Origin of the sequence: Variovorax paradoxus (genome assembly GCF_040544635.1) — a bacterium.
Classification (GTDB): domain Bacteria; phylum Pseudomonadota; class Gammaproteobacteria; order Burkholderiales; family Burkholderiaceae_C; genus Variovorax; species Variovorax paradoxus_R.
The window spans coordinates 289,152-303,508 of the sequence record NZ_JBEPKJ010000003.1 but is presented as its reverse complement, the minus strand read 5'-3'; the positions used below and the strand labels follow the sequence as shown (position 1 = coordinate 303,508).

Below are 14,357 nucleotides of genomic sequence, written 5' to 3'. Positions count from 1 at the left end.
GCATGCCCAACAACTCTGACGAGTGAACGTGCATGCGTCGACAGTTCCTTTTTGAGAAGAGCTATGTCAATAGCAGAATCGGATACTAAATCCCCCGACATGTACGGCATCACACGAGGTCGGGTCGGCTGGAAGGTAGCGATCAAGCGCCAGCGCACAACCCATTTCAAGATGTTTGTTTTCACCATCTACGGTGCGAGGAAGCGACGCTCTTGCACGCACAAGCGTGGCGCGACGAGATCGTTCGGGCTCACCCACCGACGACACGCGCCGCGCGAGCCGACAAGCTGAGGCGCAACAACACGACCGGCATTCCAGGTGTCGTATGCGCTCTCGGCCAAGACGGTCGACCTTCGTCCTGGCAGGCAAGAACGTACCTTGGGCCGGGCAAGGTACTGAGAAAATGCTTCAGCGTTGGACGGTATGGCGCTGACGAGGCTAAGGCGCTGGCCATTGCAGAGCGTCAAAAGCAGTTGCAGCAGATGCACGGCCTGAATCGGGTGCATCCAGCCGAAGCGGCCTTGCGTGAAACGCCACTGCAGCCTCTGCTCGCAGACCGCCCACCGCCCATCGACAAAGGTTTGTTGCTGCGCAGCACCAACAAGACGGGCTCCTCCGGTGTTCTTTTTCGCAAGGCGTATCAAACTGCCTTGGGCAGCTGGATCGCGCGAACCTATGCGGGCTCCGGACGGTATCTGCAAAAGTCGTTCGCAGTCAGAACGTATGGCGAAGAAGCTGCCAAGGCCATGGCGATTGCCGAGCGGAAACAGCAGTTGGCGCAGGTGGCGCGGAAGCGTCAGCTCAACACACTCTTGACTGCGGCCGTTCGATCAGGTATTAAAGACTTGGCGCAGCATGTGGAAGGGAACGCGCCATGAATGCCCGTTGCCAGTGCTGCAAGCGCCCGGGCACGAAGTCCTCCGGCTGAGATTCAACATGCACTTCACGCCGATCTCGGCGTTGTGGCTGAACATGGTGGAGCGATTCTTTGCGGCATCACCGAAAACCGCCTGCGCCGAGAGGTGTTCACCAGTGTGCCCGTGCTCGTTGCCGCCATCGACGAGTTCATCGCACATCTCAACACCAACCCCCAGCCGTTCATTTGGACCCAGGGCGCCCGCGAAATCCTGCAGAAGGTGATCCGCGCCGATCGCCGATCAAGCTCCAAACAGAACGGAACACTAAACTAGCCTTCCGCCCCGTGCGGCTGGCCGCTCGTCAGCTCATCGGCAAACCCCGAGCGCACGATCACCTCGAGCGGCTGCGGCTGCAGCGACTCCAGGCGCAGCAGCCCGTCGCGCGCCAGCACCGCGCGGTGCAGCTGGCGCAGCGCGTCGACGCCGGTCGCGTCCAGGTAGATCAGGTGCGTGGCGTCGAGCACCACCGTCATGCCGCGCGGCGCGCTCTCGGCCGCGTTGACGGCTTCATCCAGCTTGGCCGCCGCCCCGAAGAACAGCGCGCCGTAGAGGCGGTAAGTGAGCACCGGCGGCTGCATGGTGACCAACTCGACGCTGAAAAGCCCGCTCATGCGGCGGATGAAAAGCGCGCAGGCCAGCACGATGCCCACTTGCACCGCCACCGTCAGGTCGAAAACGACCGTGAGAAAGAAGGTGCCGAGCATCAGCAGCCGGTAGTGGCGGCTGAAGTGCCGCAGCTGGCCCGGCGTGAACTCCCGCCATTCGCCCATGTTCAGGCCCACGAACACCAGAATGCCCGCCAGCACCGCGAGCGGCACATGGCGCGCGAGCGGCGCCGCCAGCAGCACGGCCACCATCAGCGTGACCGCATGCACGATGCCCGCGATCGGCGAGTTGCCGCCGGAGCGGATGTTGGTCACCGTGCGCGCAATGGTGCCGGTGGCCGGCATGCCGCCGAAGAACGGTGTCACCAGGTTGGCGATGCCTTGCGCCATCAGTTCCTGGTTCGGGTCATGGCGCGGCTGTCCGCTGATCTGGTCGGCCACTCGGGCGCACAGCAGCGACTCGATGGCGCCCAGCAGCGCAATGGTCAGCGTCGGCGTCACCAGCTGCTTGACCGTTTCCCACGAGAAATCGGGCAGCGCAAAAGTCGGCAAGCCTTCGGGAATGCCGCCGAAGCGCGTGCCGATGGTTTCCACCGGCAGGTCGAAGCCCCACGACACCAGCGTGAGCGTGACCAGCGCGACGATGGGCCCCGGCATGCGCGCGCCCACCTGCACCGCGCGGGTTCGCGCAATGCGCCCCGCCAGCCGCTGCACCGCGTGCCCAACCTTCGATTCACCGCGCAGCAGCAGCGGCCAGACCACCAGCCCGACCAGGCAGGCCAGCCCCAGCGCGAACGCATAGGGGTTGAAGGTGCCGATCTGCAGCGCCATGGCGTGCAACTGCGAGAACACGTCGGCCGGCATCTTCTCCACTGTGAGCCCGAGCAGGTCTTTCAGCTGCGACAGGAGAATGAGCACCGCGATGCCGTTGGTGAACCCGACCACGATCGACAGCGGCACGAAGCGCACCAGCCGGCCGAGCCCGAACAGCCCCGCCGCGAACAGCAGCACGCCGGCGCAGGCGGTCGATATCAGCAGGTTCGCCAGGCCGTAGCGTTCGACGATGCCGTAGACGATCACGATGAAGGCGCCGGCCGGCCCGCCGATCTGCACCGCGGAGCCGCCCAGGAGCGAGATCAGGAAGCCCGCGATGATCGCCGTCCAGATGCCGGCTTCGGGCTTGAGCCCGGAGGCGATGGCAAATGCCATGGCCAGCGGCAGCGCCACGATGCCGACGGTGGCGCCCGCGCCCAGATCCTTGAAGAAGCGTCCCCGGTCGTAACCCGCCATGGCGTCCAGCAGGCGTGGGCGAAAGCGGGTGATGTTCAGCGGTGAATGCATGGGGCACCCATTGTGTACCCCATGCCGGCATGGCCGGCCGCGCGGTTCAGTCGCTGTCGGGAATCACCGCGTCGGCCGCCGCACCCACGGCCTTGCCGGTGATGCGCGCGGTGCCGATGGCCGCATCCGCTGCCAGGCCCACCGCGCTGGCACCCACGCTCACGGCGGTACCTGCCACGGTCACCACCGCGCAGCCGCTCAGCATGGCCGCGAATGACAACAGAAGGATGGTGCGCTTCAGCATGGTGCGGTCCTCTCGAAAATCAGCGAACCCGCATGCCGGGCGTGGCGCCGGGCCAGGGTTCGAGCACGTGGATGCCCGGGTTGGCTTTTTCGTCGGCATGGCTGGCGGCCAGCACCATGCCTTCGCTGATGCCGAACTTCATCTTGCGCGGCGCCAGGTTGGCGACCAGCACCGTGAGCTTCCCCACGAGCTGCTCGGGTTGGTAGGCCGAGGCGATGCCGCTGAACACGTTTCGCGTCTTTTCTTCGCCGGCGTCGAGCGTCAGGCGCAGCAGCTTGGTCGAGCCTTCGACTTTCTCGCAGGCCACGATCTTCGCAATGCGCAGGTCGATCTTCGCGAAGTCGTCGATGGTGATGACGGGCGCGATGGCCTCGCCGCCGGGCAGCGCACCGGCCGCGGCTTCCACGGCCGCTGCCGCCACCGGCTCGGGCGCATCGAACAGCTTGTCGACCATCTTCGCGTCGGCACGCTGCATCAGGTGCTTGTACTCGCCGATGGCATGGCCCACGGGCAGCGCCTCTGCGCCGTCGGCCCAGGTGAGCGGCGCAATCTTGAGGAAAGCCTCGACGTTGACGGCAAGCGCCGGCAGCACCGGCTTCAGGTACAGCGTGAGCAGGCGGAAAGCCTCGATGCACACCGTGCACACATCGTGCAGGCGCGCTTCCTGGCCTTCTTTCTTGGCCAGCTCCCAGGGCTTGTTCTGGTCGACGTATTCGTTCACCTTGTCGGCCAATGCCATCACCTCGCGCAGTGCGCGGGCGTAGTCGCGGCCGTCGTACAGCGAATGCAGTTGCGGCCCCGCATCGCGCAGCGCAAACAGCAGTGCGTCGCCGTCGGCCGAAATCTCGCCCAGCTTGCCGCCGAAGCGCTTGCCGATGAACCCTGCCGCGCGGCTCGCGATGTTGATGTACTTGCCGACCAGGTCGCTGTTGACGCGCGCCACGAAGTCTTCGGGGTTGAAGTCGATGTCTTCGTTACGGCCGTTGAGCTTGGCCGCGATGTAGTAGCGCAGCCATTCGGGGTCGAGCCCGATCGAGAGGTACTTGAGCGGGTCGATGCCGGTGCCGCGGCTCTTGCTCATTTTTTCGCCGCTCACCGTCAGGTGGCCGTGCACGTACACCGCATCGGGCGCCTTGCGGCCGCTGAAATGCAGCATCGCGGGCCAGAAGAGGGTGTGAAAGGTGATGATGTCCTTGCCGATGAAGTGCACCTGCTCCAGGTCCGGGTCGGCCATGTACTCGGTGTACGAGATGCCGTCGCCGCCCAGTTCGATGCAGCGCTTGTCGAGCAGGTTCTTCAGCGAGGCCAGGTAGCCCACGGGCGCGTCGAGCCACACGTAGAAGTACTTGCCCGGCGCATCGGGAATCTCGATGCCGAAGTAGGGCGCGTCGCGGCTGATGTCCCAGTCGCCCAGGCCGCCCTTGCCCTCGTCGTCTTTGTAGAGCCACTCGCGGATCTTGTTCTGCACCTCGGACTGCACGTGGCCGGGGGCGGCGGTCCATTCCTTCAGGTAGGCCTCGCAGCGCGGGTCCGAGAGCTTGAAGAAGAAGTGGTCCGAGCTGCGCAGCTCGGGCTTGGCGCCCGAGAGGGCCGAGTAGGGGTTGATCAGCTCGGTGGGCGCGTACACGGCGCCGCACACTTCGCAGTTGTCGCCGTACTGGTCTTTTGCGTGGCAGTTCGGGCACTCGCCCTTGATGAAGCGGTCGGCCAGGAACATGCCCTTGGCCGGGTCGTAGAACTGCTCGACGCTCTTGGTTTCGATGAGGCCGTTGGCGCGCAGGTCGCGGTAGATGTCCTGCGCGAGCTGGTGGTTCTCGGGCGCATCGGTCGAGTGCCAGTTGTCGAACGAGATGTAGTAGCCGTCCAGATAGGGCTTGCGGCCCGCGGCGATCTCGGCCACGAAGGCCTGCGGCGTCACACCCGCCTTGTCGGCCGCGATGCTGATGGCCGCGCCATGCGCGTCGTCGGCACAGACGAAGTTGACCTCGGCGCCATTCATTCGCTGGTTCCGCACCCAGATGTCGGCCTGGATGTATTCCATCATGTGGCCGATATGGAACTTGCCGTTGGCGTATGGCAGGGCGGTGGTAACGAAGAGCTTGCGCGGGGCGGACATCGGGGAGGGCGCTTTCGGGGAGTGGCTGACTGGCTTCGGAAGCGGCCAGGGGCTGCTTCCGGGAACCGGGCATTTTAGGTGGCAGCATCGCACCATGCCGAACGCCCTCGATCTCACCGCCTACATTGCCGGTTTTACCGCCTCGCCCCTTGCGCCGTGGAACGGCCTGATGCCCTGGGAAATCACCGCGCGGGCCCCGGAAATCGTTCGCGAACTGCTCGCGGCGCTGCCGGAAGGTGAATTTGCCGTGCAGGACGAGGTGGCCGTTCATCGCAGCGCCACCGTGGAAGCCGGCGCGGTGCTGAAGGGCCCGCTGATTCTCGGCGCCGGCTGCTTCGTGGCGGCGGGTGCCTACCTGCGCGGCGGCAACTGGGTGGGCGAGCGCTGCACCATCGGGCCCGGCACGGAGCTCAAGTCTTCCTTCGTGTTTCCGGGCACGGGTATCGCGCACTTCAATTTCGTCGGCGATTCGGTGCTGGGCGCGGGCGTCAACCTGGAGGCGGGGAGCATCATCTGCAACCACCGCAACGAACGTGCCGCGAAGGAAATTCTGGTTCGAAGCGGCGAGGGCGGTGCATTGAAAGCGATTGGTTGCGAGAAGTTCGGCGCCCTCATCGGCGACGGCGTGCGCATCGGCGCCAACGCGGTAATTGCCCCCGGCGCACTGTTGCGGCCGGGCCTCGTGGTGGGCCGCGCTTGCCTGCTCGACCAGGAGCTGCCGGACCCCGAGTGACCCGAAAGCCCGCGGGGTGTCTCCCGCGCGACGTATGCTCCACCCCGCGCATTTCGCCAGCGCCTCCCTCCTGATATGGCGAAGAGATATACAAGATAGATACACAGAAAGCGAGTTTCCGATGACCAGCCCCATTCCCGCAACCCTGATTCCCGGCGATGGCATCGGCCCCGAAATCGTCGACGCCACCTTGGCCGCGCTCGACGCGCTGAAAGCTCCCTTCGAGTGGGACCACCAGATCGCCGGCCTCGGCGGTGTCAAGGCCTCGGGCGATCCGCTGCCGCAGGCCACGCTGGACAGCATCCGCCGCACCCGACTGGCGCTCAAGGGCCCGCTCGAGACGCCATCGGGCGGCGGCTACCGCTCGTCGAACGTGCGTCTGCGTGAAGAGTTCCAGCTCTACGCCAACCTGCGCCCCGCCCGCACCATCGTTCCGGGCGGTCGCTTCGACAAGATCGACCTGATGGTCGTGCGCGAAAACCTCGAAGGCCTCTACATCGGCCATGAGCACTATGTGCGGATCGACGGAGACCCGCACGCCGTGGGCATGGCCACAGGCATCAACACACGCCAAGGGTGCCTGCGCCTGCTCGAATACGCCTTCGAGACCGCCATTGCCACGGGCCGCAAGAAGGTCACGCTGGTCCACAAGGCCAACATCATGAAGGTGCTGACCGGCCTGTTCCTGGAGACGGGCCTCGATCTGTACGAGAGGAAGTACAAGGGCAAGTTCGAGCTCGACTCGATCATCGTCGACGCCTGCGCGATGAAGCTGGTGCTCAACCCGTGGCAGTTCGACATGCTGGTGACCACCAACCTGTTCGGCGACATTCTTTCCGACCTCGTGGCCGGACTGGTCGGTGGCCTGGGCATGGCGCCGGGCGCCAACATCGGCGCCGATGCCGCGATTTTCGAGGCCGTGCACGGCTCCGCGCCCGACATTGCCGGCAAGGGCATCGCCAATCCGACCGCATTGCTGCTGGCCACCGCGCTGATGCTCGAGCACGTCAAGCTGCCCGACATGGCCACGCGCCTGCGCAAGGCCATCGACGACACGCTCAACATCGACAAGGTGCGTACCGGCGACCTCGGCGGCACCGCGGGCACGGCGGCGTTCACGAAGGCGCTCGTCAGCCGCATCCAGAACGGCTGAAGCGGAGGCGGCTTTCCATAGCTCCATGAGAAAGCTGCTGCTCCTGCTGGCCCTCTGCGCGGCCGGCGTAGCCAGCGCGGCCGGCATGGCCGCCACGGCAGCCGCCGCGGAAGATCCGCCGCGCTACACCGTCGTCAGGGTCGACCTGCGCACGGAACGGCTCGAGTTGTTCCTGCGCGACGACACGGGCCTCGAGTTCAAGAGCCTCGAGCGCCTGGACGCCTGGCTCGCTGCGCGCAACCGCCAGCTGGTGTTCGGGATGAACGCCGGCATGTACCACGCCGACTTTTCGCCTGTCGGCCTGCTGGTGCAGGACGGGCGCGAGGTGGCGCCGCTCAACCTGGCGCCGGGTGCGGGCAACTTCTTCCTCAAGCCGAACGGCGTGTTCCTGGTGTCCGATGCCGGGCCGCGCGTGGTCGAATCGTCGGAATATCCGGCGCTTTTGAAGAAAGAGAAGGGCGTTCGGCTGGCCACGCAGTCCGGCCCGCTGCTGCTGCGCCACGGCAAGGTGCATCCCTCCTTCATTCCCGATTCGGATTCGCGCAAGATCCGTAACGGCGTGGGCGTGTCGGGCCACACCGCCATCTTCGTGATCAGCGAGCAGCCGGTGAATTTCTACGAGTTCGCGCTGTACTTTCGCGACGTGCTGCATTGCCGCGATGCGCTTTATCTCGACGGCACCGTGTCGGCCTTGCATTCGCCTGCGCTGCGGCGCAGCGATATCACGAGGGACCTGGGCCCGATACTCGGCGTGGCGGTGCCGTGAACCGGCCTTTGCCGCCCGCGTTTTCATTCAGGATATTTGAGTCATGACCACCCAGGCCCTTCCCATTCTTTCGCTCGTCGAAACCCGCGTGCTCGGCGTGCTGGCCGAGAAGCAGCGCACCGTGCCCGACAGCTATCCGCTCACGCTCAATTCGCTGGTATCCGGCAGCAACCAGAAGACCAGCCGCAACCCCGTGCTCGAACTGAGCGAGGCGCAGGTGCAGGCTGCCATCGACAGCCTGAAGGGCTACAGCCTGGTGGCGGAAACCAGCGGTGGGCGCGCCTTTCGCTACGAGCACAACATCGACCGCGTGCTGCGCATTCCGTCGCAGTCGGTCATCTTGCTCACCGTGCTGATGCTGCGCGGCCCGCAAACGGCCGGCGAGCTGCGCATTGCCTGCGACCGCATGCACAACTTCGCCGACATTTCGTCGGTCGAGGGCTTTCTCGACGAACTCGCGGAGCGGCCGGCCGGGGCGCTGGTCGTCAAGCTCGCGCGCCTGCCCGGCGCACGCGAAAGCCGCTGGGCACATCTGCTGAGCGGTGCGCCGGCGGAAGAGGTTGCCGGGCCGGCTGGCGCATCGGCCGACGGGGCATATGCCGCATATTCATCGCACGATGCATCGCTCGGCGAGGTCGCCGCGCTCAAGGCCAACGTGGCGCGGCTCGAGGCCGAGCTTGCATCGCTGAAGGCGCTGGTGGGGCGGGTGTGTTCGGAGCTCGGGATTTCCGAAGCGGGCTAGCATGCTGGTGCTCTTCGGACTCAATTAGCCTTAGCCCTTGATGCCCGAGCATTCGATTTTTCCGGCGGACGACCCGCGTTCGCAGGTCTTCATCCGCGACGGCTTCCTGCGTATCGACAACGCCTTTTCACGCGAACTCGCAGAAGAGGCCCGCACGATTCTCTGGCGGGATACCGGATGTGATCCGGACGATCCGTCGACGTGGACGAAGCCCGTTGTTCGGCTCGGTATGTACCCGCAGCAGCCTTTCGTTGAAGCCGCGAACACCCCGCTCCTGCACGATGCCTTCAACCTGCTCGTCGGCCCCGGCGGGTGGCAGCCGTGTCGCAGCATGGGCACCTTTCCCGTGCGCTTTCCTTCGGCCGAAGATCCGGGCGACGCCGGCTGGCACATCGATGTGAGCTTCGGGTTGGAGAACCCGGACTTCATGTCATGGCGCGCGAATGTCCGCTCCAAAGGGCGAGCGCTGCTGATGCTCTTCCTGTTCTCGGATGTGGGCGAGGACGACGCGCCCACGCGTATTCGCGCCGGCTCGCATACCGATATCGCACGGCTGCTGATGCCGGCCGGCGAGGAGGGCCTGTCGCTCGGTGAACTGGCGCGCAACGGCTTTGCCGAGTCCGCCGGGCGGCCCGAGGTGCTGGCGACGGGCGCGGCGGGCACCGTGTACCTGTGCCATCCGTTCCTGGTGCATTCGGCCCAGCCGCACCGCGGCACGCGGCCGCGTTTCATGGCCCAGCCGCCATTGCTGCCCGCGCAACCGTTCAATCTCGATGCGCCGCGACAGGCGCGCTGTCCCGTCGAAGAAGCGATCGTGCAGGCGGTGAGCGGCTAGGCCGGCATCACAGGCGCCACGTCCGACGCCGTCTGCGCAAGCTGCGGCTCTTTGCTGGCCAGCTGCAGCAGTTCATCGACCTCCCAATGGTCGTCCGCATGCGCACCGTACTTGCAGGCCACGATGCGGCCCTGCGCATCCACAAGAAAATCCGCGGGCAGGCCGAGGATGCCGTTCTCCGCCCTTCTGTAGAGGCGTCCGGTCGTCAGCACCCACCGCAGTCCGCTCCAGAAGACGCGGGGGTTCAGCAGCGCCCGCACGGACGTTTCGACCCCGAAGGCCTTGAAGTGCTTCTTGCTTGCGTCGGCAACGCAATCGAACGGCAGCTGCGCCTGGTACTTGAGCATTTCTTCGCGCGAAGAATGAAAGAAGACGACCTGGCGAATGCCAGCGGCGGCAATCTCCGCTTGGCGCCTGCTCATCGTGAGCAGATGGAAGTTGCACACGGGGCAGCCCGCAAAGCGCCGGAACTGCAGATGCGCATAGCGTTGCACCGAGTCCGGAAGGTCGACCGGCTTGCCATGGATGGTGCTTGCGGCAATGACGGGGGCCATATCCCCGGGCGCGAGTTTCATTTAAATTCTCCTTTAACGTACGATGTACGTAATCGAATATACTCGCCTCTTTCAAACTGCGTCAACATCCGTCTTCATGGGACGACCCGCCAAATTCACGCATTCGCAGCTCCAGGCCGCCGCATTGGCGCTTGTCGACCGGGAAGGGCTGGCGGGGCTTTCCATGCGCGCACTTGCCGGCGAGCTCGGCACCGGCGCCATGACGCTCTACAACTACGTGTCGCAGCGCGAGGACATCGATCTGCTGGTGGTGGAGGCGGTGATCGGCGAGGCGCGCTGGCCGCTCGTCGACTATGCGCAATGGCAGGACGAGGTCCGGGCGATTGCCACGGCGCTGTGGCAGGCGGTGCGGGCGCATCCGCATGCCATTCCGCTGATCCTCACGCGCCGAAGCCGTTCGCCAGCCGTGTTCGAGGTCACCGAGGCGATGCTGCGCGCCCTGGCCCGCAGCGGGCGCTCGGGGCAGGCCTTGCTCGTTGCATTCCGCGCGGTGTCGGGGTTGATCACGGGGCTTGCGCAATCCGAACTGGCCGGCCCGCTGGCACTGCAAGCCTCGGAATCGGCGGAACTCACCATCGCGCGGTTCAGGGCCTTGCCGGGCGACCGCTTTGCGCATCTGATCGACATTGCGAACGCGGCCGCCGGCAGCACGGCGGACGGCGAATTCCAGGCCAGCCTGGATCTGCTGCTGGCGGGGCTGTCCGCGAACGGCGGCGGCATGCGCTGACCTGCGTCAGGCGGCGGCTTCCCACCCGAAGAACCGCAGCACTTCATCCTGCTGCCGCATCGCATCGGCCCGCCCGAGCGCCATCAGCTCGCGCGTGTAGCCCGACTCGAACAGCAGATAGCTCGCAAGCGCGCCGCCCTTCACGTCGGCTGCGACCTTGGAGCCGCCCAGCAGGTGGCGCACCGCGCCAGGCAGCGCGTCGACATGGCGCGCCGCAATCACGTCGAGCCGCTCCGACGGCGCGATCACCAGCAGATCGAGCGGACGCAGCGAGCTCGACTTGCGGGCTTCTTCGGGAATGAGGCCGAGCGTATGGTTGATGCGCCGCAGCCGCTCGATGTCCACGGCCAACGCATCGAGAAAGATGCTCGAAAGCGCATGGCCCGCGATCTGCGCCATGGTGGGGTAGCCGCTGTAGGTGTTGGGCGCGTCGGTGTCGCGCGGCTCATGCATGCGGCCGGCGCCGATCACCAGGATGCGCTTGGCGCCGAGGTGAATCGCCGCCGCGATGGGCGCCGATTGCCGCATCGAGCCGTCGCCGAAATACTCGGTGTGTTCCTGCATCGGCAGTGCGGTGGCCGGGAACACGAAGGGAATGGCCGATGAGGCCAGCAGGTGCGCGTGACTGATGCGGTCGCGCACCGACAGCCGCTGCGAACGTACCCATGGTTCCATCGGCACGGCGGCTTCGAAGAAGGTGACGTGCTCGCCCGAGCTGTAGCTCGACGCGGTCACGGCGAGCGCCTGCAGGTGGCCTTCCCGCATGAGCTGCGGCAGGCGTTCGAGCGGCACCATGCGGGCCAGCAGGTCGGCCAGCGGCGCGTTGTCGAGCAGGGAGCGCGGCTTGATGCGCATCCAGTTGGCGGCAAAGCGCCCGAGCCCGAGCAGCATGCGCCAGCGCGTGCCGCTGCCGAGGACCGAGAACGAATCGGCGCGGTAGACCTGCCCGGCGCGGAAGTCGCGCCAGACCTGCGCAATGTTCGCGACCGCGCCGTCGAAATCGTCGGCGCCGCAGGCCAGCGCGGCGGCGTTGATGGCGCCGGCCGAGGTGCCGGTGATCACGGGAAAGGGATTGCGCTGGCCCGAGAAACCGGCTGTACGCCTGATTTCGGAAATGGCTTCGAGCACGCCGACCTGGTAGGCAGCCCGGGCGCCGCCGCCGGTGAGCAGAAGACCGGTGGCGGGAGGTGTCTCGGGCATCTTCTTGTTGCTGTTTGCTGTTGAAAAAGGGGCTCGCGCTCCGGGGTTGGGGAAATCCTGCCTTGCCGGGCCGCCGGTTGTTGCCCCCAAGTCAAGGAAGGCGAAGCAACACAAAGTGCGCGAAGGCCGCGGGCGACCCACTAGACTACCCGCCATTCAGGAGTTAGATCAATGGCACTCACCCCAGAAGGGCTCATGGACGCGCTCAAGGCCGTCTCGGACCCTAACACCGGCAAGGATTTCGTGGCGACGCGGTCGCTCAAGAACCTGCAGATATCAGACGGCGACGTGTCGTTCGACCTGGAGCTCGGCTACCCGGCCAAGAGCCAGCATGCCGCCATGCGCAAGGCGCTGGTCGCGGCCGCAAAGACGGTACCGGGCGTGAGCAACGTCTCCGTCAACATCGTCACCAAGGTCATCAGCCATGCCGTGCAGCGTGGCGTGCAGCTGATGCCCAACGTGAAGAACATCATCGCGGTGGCGTCCGGCAAGGGCGGCGTGGGCAAGAGCACCACGGCCGCCAACCTGGCGCTGGCGCTGGCGTCCGAAGGCGCGGCCGTCGGGCTGCTCGACGCCGACATCTACGGCCCGAGCCAGCCGATGATGCTGGGCATCGAGGGCCGACCCGAGAGCGAAGACGGCAAGACCATGGAGCCGCTCGAAAACCACGGCGTGCAGGTCATGTCGATCGGTTTCCTGGTCGACCAGGACGAAGCCATGATCTGGCGCGGCCCCATGGCCACCCAGGCGCTGGAGCAGCTGCTGCGCCAGACCAACTGGAAAGACCTCGACTACCTGATCGTCGACATGCCGCCCGGCACCGGCGACATCCAGCTGACCCTTTCGCAGCGCGTGCCGATGACCGGCGCGGTGATCGTCACCACGCCGCAGGACATCGCGCTGCTCGATGCCAAGAAGGGCATCAAGATGTTCGAGAAGGTCGGCGTGCCGATCCTGGGCATCGTCGAAAACATGGCGGTGCACATCTGCTCCAACTGCGGCCACGTCGAGCACATCTTCGGTTCCGAAGGGGGCAAGAAGATGGCGGCGCAGTACGAGATGGAATACCTCGGCGCACTGCCGCTGGACATCAACATCCGCTTGCAGGCCGACAGCGGCAAGCCCACGGTGGTGGCCGACCCCGACGGCGAAGTGGCCGGCATCTACAAGGCCGTTGCGCGACAAGTGGCCGTGGGCATCGCCGAGAAGGCCAAGGACTTCTCGTCGAAGTTCCCGACCATTTCCATCAGCAAGAACACCTGAAGAATGGTGCGCCCGCCCAGGTTTCGTGAGCACATGCCGGAGCAAGTGAAGTGAACCTGCTTGCTTCGATGCGCTACCTGGTCGCGCTGAGCGAGCACAAGCATTTCGGGCGTGCGGCGCAGGCCTGCCACATCACGCAGCCGGCGCTTTCGAACGCGCTGCGCTCGCTCGAAGGCGAGTTCGGCGTGGTCATCGTGAAGCGGGCGCGCGTGTACGTGGGCCTCACGCACGAAGGCGAGCGCGTGCTGGCCACGGCGCAGCGCATGCTGCGCGACAACGAGGTGCTGCAGCAGGAGCTGCGCAGCGAAGAGGGGCATCCGCGCGGGCGGCTGCGCATGGCGGCGGTGCCCACCGCGATTCCGATGCTGTCGCGCTTTGCGGCCATGCTGCACGAGCTGCACCCGGGCATCGTGCCGGCCGTGCTGTCGATGAGTTCGCAAGACCTGGAAACGGGGCTCGAGAGCCTTTCGGTCGATCTGGCGCTCGGCTACACCGAACGCATGCACCTGCCGGGCATCAAGCTCACGGCATGGCCGCAGAGCGTGGAGCACTACTACCTCTTGCGGCGCGCGGAGCGGCCCTCGGCCGACCGCCTGCGCATCGGCCAGCCGATGTCGTGGGCCGAGGCCGGCAAGCTGCCGCTGTGCCTGCTCACGCCCGACATGCACAACCGCTCCATCATCGACCAGGCGTTGCGCGAAGCCGACACCGCCGTGGCGCCGGCCATCGAGACGAACTCGGTACTTACCCTTGCCTTGGCCGTGCTCGCGGGCACCGTCAGCAGCGTGCTGCCGGGGGCGATGGTCGCGGCCGTGCGCAGCTACCGCGAGCTGGAGGCGTTGCCGCTGGTGGGCCCCGAGGTCAAGACCCCGCTGGGCTTCATGACCCAGACCGGCGTGCGCCCTTCGCGCGCGCTCGATGCCGCCCTGGTGTTCCTGCAGACGCCTGCCTGGCGGGAGCAGGTGCGGCTGCACAGCGGCGCCCTCGGCGAATAGCCGCTCCGCCGGCCCGTGTTTTCGGCCGATCCCGGCCTGCCCCGGCCATTTAGTTATTGAATCGATCGATGCGCCGATCGAATTTGACGCGCCCAGGGCGGCCCCACACACTCGGTCAGCCCTCAAGCATTGGGGGCAGTTCCGA

At 66.1% G+C, this 14,357-nt stretch carries 15 protein-coding genes; 10 read left to right on the top strand and 5 right to left on the bottom strand.

Annotated elements, in window-relative coordinates:
- Positions 1-212 precede the first annotated feature (212 nt).
- Positions 213-878, top strand: coding sequence for an AP2 domain-containing protein (locus ABIC94_RS07185; RefSeq protein ID WP_354372345.1), 666 nt, complete (start codon positions 213-215; stop codon positions 876-878).
- Positions 879-1,190, top strand: a complete 312-nt coding sequence (locus tag ABIC94_RS07180) for a hypothetical protein (RefSeq protein ID WP_354372344.1) — start codon at positions 879-881, stop codon at positions 1,188-1,190.
- On the opposite strand, the gene ABIC94_RS07175 is transcribed toward ABIC94_RS07180, so the two are convergent.
- Genes ABIC94_RS07175 through metG form a run of 3 tightly spaced genes read right to left on the bottom strand, consistent with a single transcriptional unit; the run spans position 1,187 to position 5,223 of the window.
- Entirely contained in the window at positions 1,187-2,863 is a 1,677-nt protein-coding gene (locus ABIC94_RS07175) for a SulP family inorganic anion transporter (protein WP_354372343.1), read from the bottom strand. The genes ABIC94_RS07180 and ABIC94_RS07175 overlap by 4 nt on opposite strands.
- Before the next feature lie 46 nt (positions 2,864-2,909).
- Positions 2,910-3,107, bottom strand: a complete 198-nt coding sequence (locus tag ABIC94_RS07170) for a hypothetical protein (protein ID WP_354372342.1) — start codon at positions 3,105-3,107, stop codon at positions 2,910-2,912.
- Positions 3,108-3,126: 19 nt separating this feature from the next.
- Positions 3,127-5,223 carry a methionine--tRNA ligase gene (metG, locus tag ABIC94_RS07165; RefSeq protein ID WP_354372341.1) on the bottom strand — a complete coding sequence of 699 codons (2,097 nt, stop codon included), beginning with the start codon at positions 5,221-5,223 and terminating at the stop codon, positions 3,127-3,129.
- 94 nt (positions 5,224-5,317) lie between these two features.
- Here metG and ABIC94_RS07160 point away from each other — a divergent pair, with 94 nt between their 5' ends.
- The 5 genes from ABIC94_RS07160 (at position 5,318) to ABIC94_RS07140 (ending at position 9,452) form a co-directional block, all read left to right on the top strand.
- Positions 5,318-5,956, top strand: a complete 639-nt coding sequence (locus ABIC94_RS07160; RefSeq protein WP_354372340.1) for an LpxA family transferase — start codon at positions 5,318-5,320, stop codon at positions 5,954-5,956.
- A 121-nt stretch (positions 5,957-6,077) separates the two neighbouring features.
- Entirely contained in the window at positions 6,078-7,109 is a 1,032-nt protein-coding gene (locus ABIC94_RS07155; RefSeq protein ID WP_354372339.1) for an isocitrate/isopropylmalate dehydrogenase family protein, read from the top strand.
- A 25-nt stretch (positions 7,110-7,134) separates the two neighbouring features.
- On the top strand, positions 7,135-7,875 hold the full coding sequence (locus ABIC94_RS07150; RefSeq protein ID WP_354372338.1) for a phosphodiester glycosidase family protein: 741 nt from the start codon (positions 7,135-7,137) through the stop codon (positions 7,873-7,875).
- 43 nt (positions 7,876-7,918) lie between these two features.
- On the top strand, positions 7,919-8,617 hold the full coding sequence (locus ABIC94_RS07145; RefSeq protein ID WP_354372337.1) for a YceH family protein: 699 nt from the start codon (positions 7,919-7,921) through the stop codon (positions 8,615-8,617).
- A 40-nt stretch (positions 8,618-8,657) separates the two neighbouring features.
- The gene (locus ABIC94_RS07140; RefSeq protein ID WP_354372336.1) at positions 8,658-9,452 is read left to right on the top strand and encodes a phytanoyl-CoA dioxygenase family protein; all 795 of its coding nucleotides are present in this window, start codon (positions 8,658-8,660) and stop codon (positions 9,450-9,452) included.
- Here ABIC94_RS07140 and ABIC94_RS07135 read toward each other — a convergent pair.
- A complete protein-coding gene (locus ABIC94_RS07135) occupies positions 9,449-10,027 on the bottom strand; it encodes a redoxin domain-containing protein (protein ID WP_354372335.1) in 579 nt (192 codons plus the stop codon). The two genes, ABIC94_RS07140 and ABIC94_RS07135, sit on opposite strands and share 4 nt — an antisense overlap.
- Positions 10,028-10,103: 76 nt before the next feature.
- Here ABIC94_RS07135 and ABIC94_RS07130 point away from each other — a divergent pair, with 76 nt between their 5' ends.
- Entirely contained in the window at positions 10,104-10,754 is a 651-nt protein-coding gene (locus tag ABIC94_RS07130) for a TetR/AcrR family transcriptional regulator (protein ID WP_354372334.1), read from the top strand.
- Between the two features lie 6 nt (positions 10,755-10,760).
- On the opposite strand, the gene ABIC94_RS07125 is transcribed toward ABIC94_RS07130, so the two are convergent.
- Positions 10,761-11,954, bottom strand: coding sequence for a patatin-like phospholipase family protein (locus ABIC94_RS07125; protein WP_354372333.1), 1,194 nt, complete (start codon positions 11,952-11,954; stop codon positions 10,761-10,763).
- A 171-nt stretch (positions 11,955-12,125) separates the two neighbouring features.
- Between ABIC94_RS07125 and apbC the strand changes: the two genes are divergently transcribed.
- Together apbC and ABIC94_RS07115 are read left to right on the top strand one after the other, a co-directional pair.
- Complete coding sequence (gene apbC, locus ABIC94_RS07120; RefSeq protein WP_354372332.1) at positions 12,126-13,217, top strand: iron-sulfur cluster carrier protein ApbC; 1,092 nt, start codon at positions 12,126-12,128, stop codon at positions 13,215-13,217.
- A gap of 50 nt (positions 13,218-13,267) precedes the next feature.
- Positions 13,268-14,212, top strand: a complete 945-nt coding sequence (locus ABIC94_RS07115; RefSeq protein ID WP_354372331.1) for a LysR substrate-binding domain-containing protein — start codon at positions 13,268-13,270, stop codon at positions 14,210-14,212.
- The last annotated feature ends 145 nt before the right edge of the window (positions 14,213-14,357 follow it).

What these genes read in the sequence shown, in the direction of transcription:
- ABIC94_RS07180 (WP_354372344.1), top strand. Translation starts at nt 879, where the DNA reads ATGCCCGTTGCCAGTGCTGCAAGCGCCCGGGCACGAAGTCCTCCGGCT.
- ABIC94_RS07175 (WP_354372343.1), bottom strand. Translation starts at nt 2,863, where the DNA reads ATGCATTCACCGCTGAACATCACCCGCTTTCGCCCACGCCTGCTGGAC.
- ABIC94_RS07170 (WP_354372342.1), bottom strand. Translation starts at nt 3,107, where the DNA reads ATGCTGAAGCGCACCATCCTTCTGTTGTCATTCGCGGCCATGCTGAGC.
- metG (WP_354372341.1), bottom strand. Translation starts at nt 5,223, where the DNA reads ATGTCCGCCCCGCGCAAGCTCTTCGTTACCACCGCCCTGCCATACGCC.
- ABIC94_RS07160 (WP_354372340.1), top strand. Translation starts at nt 5,318, where the DNA reads ATGCCGAACGCCCTCGATCTCACCGCCTACATTGCCGGTTTTACCGCC.
- ABIC94_RS07155 (WP_354372339.1), top strand. Translation starts at nt 6,078, where the DNA reads ATGACCAGCCCCATTCCCGCAACCCTGATTCCCGGCGATGGCATCGGC.
- ABIC94_RS07150 (WP_354372338.1), top strand. Translation starts at nt 7,135, where the DNA reads ATGAGAAAGCTGCTGCTCCTGCTGGCCCTCTGCGCGGCCGGCGTAGCC.
- ABIC94_RS07145 (WP_354372337.1), top strand. Translation starts at nt 7,919, where the DNA reads ATGACCACCCAGGCCCTTCCCATTCTTTCGCTCGTCGAAACCCGCGTG.
- ABIC94_RS07140 (WP_354372336.1), top strand. Translation starts at nt 8,658, where the DNA reads ATGCCCGAGCATTCGATTTTTCCGGCGGACGACCCGCGTTCGCAGGTC.
- ABIC94_RS07135 (WP_354372335.1), bottom strand. Translation starts at nt 10,027, where the DNA reads ATGAAACTCGCGCCCGGGGATATGGCCCCCGTCATTGCCGCAAGCACC.
- ABIC94_RS07130 (WP_354372334.1), top strand. Translation starts at nt 10,104, where the DNA reads ATGGGACGACCCGCCAAATTCACGCATTCGCAGCTCCAGGCCGCCGCA.
- ABIC94_RS07125 (WP_354372333.1), bottom strand. Translation starts at nt 11,954, where the DNA reads ATGCCCGAGACACCTCCCGCCACCGGTCTTCTGCTCACCGGCGGCGGC.
- apbC (WP_354372332.1), top strand. Translation starts at nt 12,126, where the DNA reads ATGGCACTCACCCCAGAAGGGCTCATGGACGCGCTCAAGGCCGTCTCG.